Origin of the sequence: Streptomyces sp. NPDC058632, from assembly GCF_042717095.1 — a bacterium.
Lineage (GTDB): Bacteria > Actinomycetota > Actinomycetes > Streptomycetales > Streptomycetaceae > Streptomyces.
The window spans coordinates 22,649-29,030 of record NZ_JBHXQZ010000099.1; the positions used below are offsets into that span (position 1 = coordinate 22,649).

At 73.0% G+C, this 6,382-nt stretch carries 5 protein-coding genes; 2 read left to right on the forward strand and 3 right to left on the reverse strand.

The features are described from left to right. Window positions 1-93: 93 nt before the first annotated feature. Complete coding sequence (locus ACFWVE_RS29220) at window positions 94-417, reverse strand: hypothetical protein (protein WP_257853373.1); 324 nt, start codon at window positions 415-417, stop codon at window positions 94-96. Window positions 418-770: 353 nt separating this feature from the next. Here ACFWVE_RS29220 and ACFWVE_RS29225 point away from each other — a divergent pair, with 353 nt between their 5' ends. Further along, window positions 771-1,931: a PLP-dependent cysteine synthase family protein gene (locus ACFWVE_RS29225; protein ID WP_384020261.1), complete on the forward strand. Its 1,161-nt coding sequence runs from the start codon at window positions 771-773 to the stop codon at window positions 1,929-1,931. A gap of 55 nt (window positions 1,932-1,986) precedes the next feature. Here the strand turns inward: ACFWVE_RS29225 and ACFWVE_RS29230 are convergent, their stop codons facing one another. Next, window positions 1,987-2,826, reverse strand: coding sequence for a DeoR/GlpR family DNA-binding transcription regulator (locus ACFWVE_RS29230; RefSeq protein WP_384020264.1), 840 nt, complete (start codon window positions 2,824-2,826; stop codon window positions 1,987-1,989). A gap of 289 nt (window positions 2,827-3,115) precedes the next feature. On the opposite strand from ACFWVE_RS29230, the gene ACFWVE_RS29235 reads away from it, so the two are divergent. Next, complete coding sequence (locus tag ACFWVE_RS29235) at window positions 3,116-5,494, forward strand: hypothetical protein (RefSeq protein ID WP_384020267.1); 2,379 nt, start codon at window positions 3,116-3,118, stop codon at window positions 5,492-5,494. 13 nt (window positions 5,495-5,507) lie between these two features. On the opposite strand, the gene ACFWVE_RS29240 is transcribed toward ACFWVE_RS29235, so the two are convergent. Beyond that, window positions 5,508-6,382 (reverse strand): AAA family ATPase (locus ACFWVE_RS29240; RefSeq protein ID WP_384020270.1); only part of this gene is annotated, 875 nt, incomplete at its 5' end.

The following is a 6,382-nucleotide window of genomic DNA, read 5'->3' on the forward strand; positions in this document are numbered from 1 at the left end:
GGCGGGCTGGTTCGCAGCGTTATCGCCGGTAAACCCAGAGTGACGTGAGAACAGCGTGACGCAGGGGTGGGGGCGGCGCAACTCGCGGGCATGTCAGGCGCCGCGCCCCGATGCCCGGCGTACGGCTTCGACGAAGCGGCGCGCCGCGGGCGGCCCCGGCTCGCCCGGCGCCGGGTCGTGGTCGCCCAGGGTCAGCAGGTACCGATGGCCGTTGAGGTCGGCCAGGGCGCGGCCTCCCGGGGCGAACCAGGGCCGGGAGGCGCGCACGGCCTGCACCGGCGCGCTGTCGATCTCGCTTCCGTAGCTGGTGAGCAGCTCGAGCCTGCCGTCGCTGATCCGGACCTGTCCGGCCCGGGTGAGCGACCGCAGCCGTCTGCCGATCCGCACGCCCCTGGCCGTGAACTCCGGCTCGGCCATGCCACCTGCCCCCTCGTGCGCGTCGGTGTACCGGACCGCGCTCCGCGGACCGGCTCATGTCCTGATCCAGTGTGCCCCGTCCGGGGCCTTGTTCCGCGGGCAGTCTGCCCGCCCCCGCCGTGGAGCACCAGTACGCACGCGCCCCTTCCCGGGGCGCCCGGAGCACTCGCGCGAATGCGCCCCCCACCACCCCTTGCCAGGTGTCGGACAGGGGCGCCCGGGCAGGGCCCCCAGGGCTTCCTTTGAGCCGCCCAAAGGGACGTTTATGCAGGTGAGGGGCGGTTCGCAGGGTCCTATGATCGGTGTGTCGGCCGCGCTGGACGCCGTCGGCGCTCAGCGTAAGGAGCCTTGTCGTGAGCACCCCCCAGCAGTCCCAGCAGTCCCAGCAGTCCCAGCAGTCCCAGCGGTACCCGGGCGGCACCACTCTCGACGCCGACCACAGCGACCCCGGCTACCGCGACTGGCTGAAAGAAGCCGTGCGCAGGGTCCAGGCCGACGCCAACCGGTCGGCCGACACCCACCTGCTGCGTTTCCCGCTGCCCGACCTGTGGGGCGTGCACCTCTACCTCAAGGACGAGTCGACACACCCGACCGGCAGCCTCAAGCACCGGCTCGCCCGCTCGCTCTTCCTCTACGGACTGTGCAATGGCTGGATCCGTCCGGGCCGCCCGGTGATCGAGGCGTCCAGCGGTTCGACCGCGGTGTCCGAGGCGTACTTCGCGAAGCTGATCGGGGTGCCCTTCATCGCGGTCATGCCGCGCACGACGAGCGCCGAGAAGTGCCGCCTGATCGAGTTCCACGGAGGCCGGTGCCACTTCGTGGACGACCCGCGCACCATGTACGAGGCGTCGGCAGCCCTCGCGGCGGAGACCGGCGGCCACTACATGGACCAGTTCACCTACGCCGAACGCGCCACGGACTGGCGGGGAAACAACAACATCGCCGAATCCACCTTCCGTCAGCTGAAGCTGGAACCCCATCCGGAGCCCGCCTGGATCGTTGCCACGGCCGGCACCGGCGGCACCTCGGCGACCCTCGCCCGCTACGTCCACTACATGCAGTACGACACCCGCATCTGCGTCGCGGACCCCGAGAACTCCTGCTTCTTCGAGGGCTGGACCACCGGTGATCCGGACGTCACCTGCGACCGCGGTTCCCGTATCGAGGGCATCGGGCGGCCCCGGATGGAACCGAGCTTCGTGCCCGGCGCGATCGACCGGATGATGAAGGTCCCCGACGCGGCCGCCGTCGCCGCCGTACGGGCTCTCGAGCAGGCGATCGGCCGCAAGGCCGGCGGCTCCACCGGCACCGGGCTGTGGAGCGCGCTGAAGATCGTCGCGGAGATGGTGGCAGAGGGGCGGCAGGGGAGTGTGGTGACGCTGCTGTGCGACCCGGGGGACCGCTACCTCGACAAGTACTACTCGGACGCCTGGCTGGCCGGTCAGGGCCTGGACATCGCCCCGTACACGGCGACGATCGAGACGCTGTTGCGCACGGGAGCCTGGCCGGCCTGACGGCGGCCGCCGCGCGCGTACGGTCGCGTGGCCCCGCCCGGGTGCCGGAGGCCGGTCAGGCGTCCGAGGGTTCCGCCGGCTCCCCGGGCTCACCCGCCACGACCAGCCGCGGCAGGTGCTCGGAGATCTCGTCGCGGGCCTCGGCCGGCAGTCCGGAGTCCGTCACCAGCGTGTCCACCTGGTCCAGGGAGGCGAACGAACTCAAGCCCACCGTGCCCCACTTGGTGTGGTCGGCGACCACGACCACCCGCCGCGCCGACTGCACCAGACGCCGGTTCGTCTCGGCCTCGGCGAGATTCGGTGTCGACAGCCCGGCCTCGACCGATATCCCGTGCACGCCGAGGAACAGCAGATCGAAGTGGAGCATCGCGATCGCCTGGTCGGCCACCGGCCCCACCAGCGAGTCGGACGGCGTGCGCACACCGCCGGTCAGGACGACCGTGGCCGCGCCCTGCCGGGGGCCGGAGGTGCGCTGCGCCGCGTGGAAGACGTCCGCCACCCGCACCGAGTTGGTGACCACGGTGAGGTCGGGCACGTCCAGCAGCTGATGCGCCAGCGCGTACGTCGTCGTACCGCCCGAGAGGGCGATCGCCGCGCCGGGGGAGACCAGTTCGGTCGCCGCCCGCGCGATGTCGTCCTTCGCGCTCAGCTCCAGACCGGACTTGGCCTCGAAGCCGGGCTCATGGGTGCTGGCCTCGACCAGCGGGACCGCGCCGCCGTGCACCTTCTCCAGCACGCCCTGGCGGGCGAGGGCGTCGAGGTCGCGGCGGACCGTCATGTCCGACACGCCGAGCTTGCGGGTCAGTTCGTTGACCCGGACTCCGCCGCGGCGCCGGACCTCGTCGAGGATCAGAGTGCGTCGCTGCTCCGCGAGGAGGTTCTGATTCTCGCTCACGTACGCTCCGGTCCTTTCGCCGCCAAGCCGTCCGACACGCCCCGCGCACCTGGTCCGACTGGCACGTTTTGCCCGTCGCCGGTGCGTCGGCGTCCCATCCTCGCATGCCGGGGCAAGGGCGACGCACCCGGTAGTTCGTCGCGTCCATGTCATTATTGTCCCGTGGGTTGCCCGTTCGTCACTTGGACCGGGAGATTCCGTGAGGAGAGATGCCGGCCGCTCCGGACGGGGAGATCCTGTTGTCCGCACGGACGGATCCGACGGCGTGTCACGGGGGAAGTGCGAAGCAGTGGAACGTGCGCGGGAAGGCACACCCGTCGAACGGGGCGAGATCGTGGACGGCCCCGCCGAGCGGCCGAACGACTCGGGAACCGCCCTGGAACTCCTGGTCCACGGGGTGGGCGGCGCCACTCCACAGGACATGCTGAACGATCCGCGCACCGTGCGGATCACCGGCGACGACGTCGCCGCCGTGTTCCGGCGGGCCGACGACGTCCAGGCGGAGCACGTACCGGCCGGCCACCGGGACGGACCGGTTCCCGAGGCCTACGTCTGGTGCAACCTCACCTCCGGGAACGGCACCCGTGCCCTGTGGCTGTTACTGCTGCCCTTCATGGTGGTCAACCTCGCCCACTGGATGCGCCCGACGGCCCGCGGCCGCAGACGCCTCGCCCGGCTGTACGGGCTGCTGGTGCGGCTCGCCGGACTGAGCCTGACGGTGCTGCTCGTCGCGGCGGCGTGCGAGGTCGCCCTCGACCTGGCGGCCTGGCAGTGCGCGGGCACACGGACGTGCGCCGACCGGCACTCCTGGCTCGGCTTCCTCTCGCCCGAGGCCTCGGAGGGCGGCTGGTGGAGCGAGCCGGGCCGCCGGCTCGCCCTCGCCGCCCTGGTGCCCGCCGCCCTGACCGGGCTGCTGTGGTACCTGTCCCTGCGCACCTGGAGCGCGTACGAGTCCCAGCAGCCGATGTCCCACGGGAGCACGCCCGAGGACGAGGGCCCCATCGCCCTGGGCCGGCCCGGGTTCTGGTACGGCCGTCGCCTGGTCGCCCGACTGCGCGCCGCGCACACCGCCGCCGGACTGCTCACCGTCGCCTTCGCACTCGCCCCCGCGGCCGTCCGGCACGACCGCGCGCCGGGCGGATCCGCGGCACTGGCCGTCCTCGGCCCGCTCCTGCAAACGTCCCTGCTCGCCGCCGCGGTCGTCGTGGTGTGGGTGGTCTGCCGCCGCGGCCGCACCGACCGCCGTCTGGACGACGCCCTCGACGCACGCCTGCTGCGTCTGCTGCCCCTCACCGCGCTCCTCCTGCTCGCCCTCACCCTTCTGTACGCCGGATGGCGCCGCCCCGGCTGGGAATCGGCCGGCCGGCTGCCCGGCGACATGGCCTTCGGCGCGATCACCCTCGCCCAGGGCCTGCTCGTGATCGTCCTCGCCGGCGTCGCCCACGCCCTGCACCGCAGCGCCCCCGACCGGCGCGCCGCCATGCGGGGCCTGGCCGGACCGGCCGTCGCGATGCTGGCCTGCGCGCTGGGCGGCGTGATGTCCGGCGGCGTGGCCCAGCGCGTCGCCGACTGGCTGGACGGCACCGGGGCGTCGATCCCGGGACCGCCGGTGGTCCTGACCTGGCAGGCGTCCGTGATCCCGCCGCTGCTCGTCCTGATCCTCGGGCTCTGCTGCTGGCTGGCCCGGCGGGCCTGGCACATCGCCCGCGACGAGCGCGCCGCCGTGGCACGCGAGTTCCCGGGCGAGACCGGCGACCCCGCCCGCACCCGGCGGATCGCCAACGCCCGCGCCATGGCCTCCCTCACCGACCGGGGACCCCGCATCGTCGCCGTCACCTCCGCCGCGACCCTGCTGCTGGGCGCGGGCGCCCTCGTCGGCTCCCTGACCACCGGCCGCACGCCCGGCGAGGCCGCCCAGGGCACCTACGCCGTCGTCCACGGTGCCGCCGAGACGGCGCAGGCGCTGGGCTCCTGGCTGATCGGACTCGGCTTCATACTGTTCGTCACCTGGGGCCGGCGCGCCTACAAGGACTCCTCCGCGCGGCGCACGATCGGCATCCTGTGGGACGTCGGCACCTTCTGGCCGCGCGCCGCCCACCCCTTCGCCCCGCCCTGCTACGCCGAACGCGCGGTGCCCGACCTGACCTGGCGGATAGAGACCTGGACGCGGGCCACCGGCGGACGCCTGGTGCTCTCCGGCCACTCCCAGGGCAGCGTCCTCGCCGCCGCCGCGGCCTGGCAGCTCACCCCGCCCACCCGGGGGCGCGTGGCCCTGCTCACCTACGGATCCCCACTGGAGCGGCTGTACGGCCGCTGGTTCCCCGCCCACTTCGGACCGGACGCGCTCGGCGCACTGCACCAGGAGGTCGACTGCTGGCGCAACCTCCACCGCCGCACCGATCCCATCGGCGGCCCGGTGCGGCTGCCCGGCGACCGTGGCCCCGAGGTGGACCGTCCCCCGCTCAGGGACCCGCCGGCGTACGGCCGCACCGAGACCCATCCGCTGCCCGCGCCGATCCTCGGCCACTCCGACTACCAGGCGGACCCGGCCCTCGCGGAGGAACGCCGACGGCTGCTCGCCCGGCTGCGGCCGGACGTCCCGGCACCGCGGCACACGCAGGAACCCGACGACGGCGACCGCACCGGCACGGAGGCTCCCACCGGGTGAGGAGGCTCCCGGGTCAGGGCAGCTCGGGCAGATCGTCGGCGTAGAGCAGGGTCAGGTCGTCCGTGCTCGGCTCCGGCAGCTGGGCGACCCGGCTCGCGTGCCGCTCCACCATCGCCTCGAACGTCTGCCGCGCCGTACGGCCGTTGCCGAAGGCGGGACCCTTGGGAAGCTCCGTGAAGTACTTCAGCAGGCCCTCCGAGGCACCCGGCGCCAGCCGGTACTCGTGCTCCTCGGCCTGCTGTTCCACGATCCGCAGCAGCTCCCCGGCCCCGTAGTCGCCGAAAGTGATGGTCCGTGAGAAACGGGACGCCACACCCGGGTTGACGGACAGGAACCGCTCCATCTCGGCGGTGTACCCCGCGACGATCACCACGACCGCGTCCCGGTGATCCTCCATCAGCTTCACGAGCGTGTCGATGGCCTCCTTGCCGAAGTCACGCCCGGAGTCCTCGGGGGAGAGCGCGTACGCCTCGTCGATGAAGAGCACGCCGCCACGCGCCTTCTCGAACGCCTCCTGGGTACGGATCGCCGTGGATCCGATGTGCTCGCCGACCAGATCGACGCGCGAGACCTCGACCAGATGCCCCTTCTCCAGCACGTCGAGGGAGGCGAGGATCTCGCCGTACAGCCGTGCGACCGTGGTCTTGCCGGTGCCCGGGGAACCCGTGAAGACCAGGTGACGCTTGACGGACGCGGCCTTCAGCCCCGCCCGCTGCCGGCGCCTGCCCACCTCGATCATGTCGGTGAGGGCCCGCACCTCCCGCTTGACGCTCTCCAGGCCCACCAGCGCGTCGAGTTCGCCGAGCACGGTCTTCGACGGGCGCAGCTCCCTCTCATCCGGCCCGGTGACCGACTCGGGCGGCGTCCGCTCGGTGCCCTGCCCGGGCA

Coding starts and splice junctions, on each gene's coding strand:
- ACFWVE_RS29220 (WP_257853373.1), bottom strand. CDS start 417: ATGGCCGAGCCGGAGTTCACGGCCAGGGGCGTGCGGATCGGCAGACGG.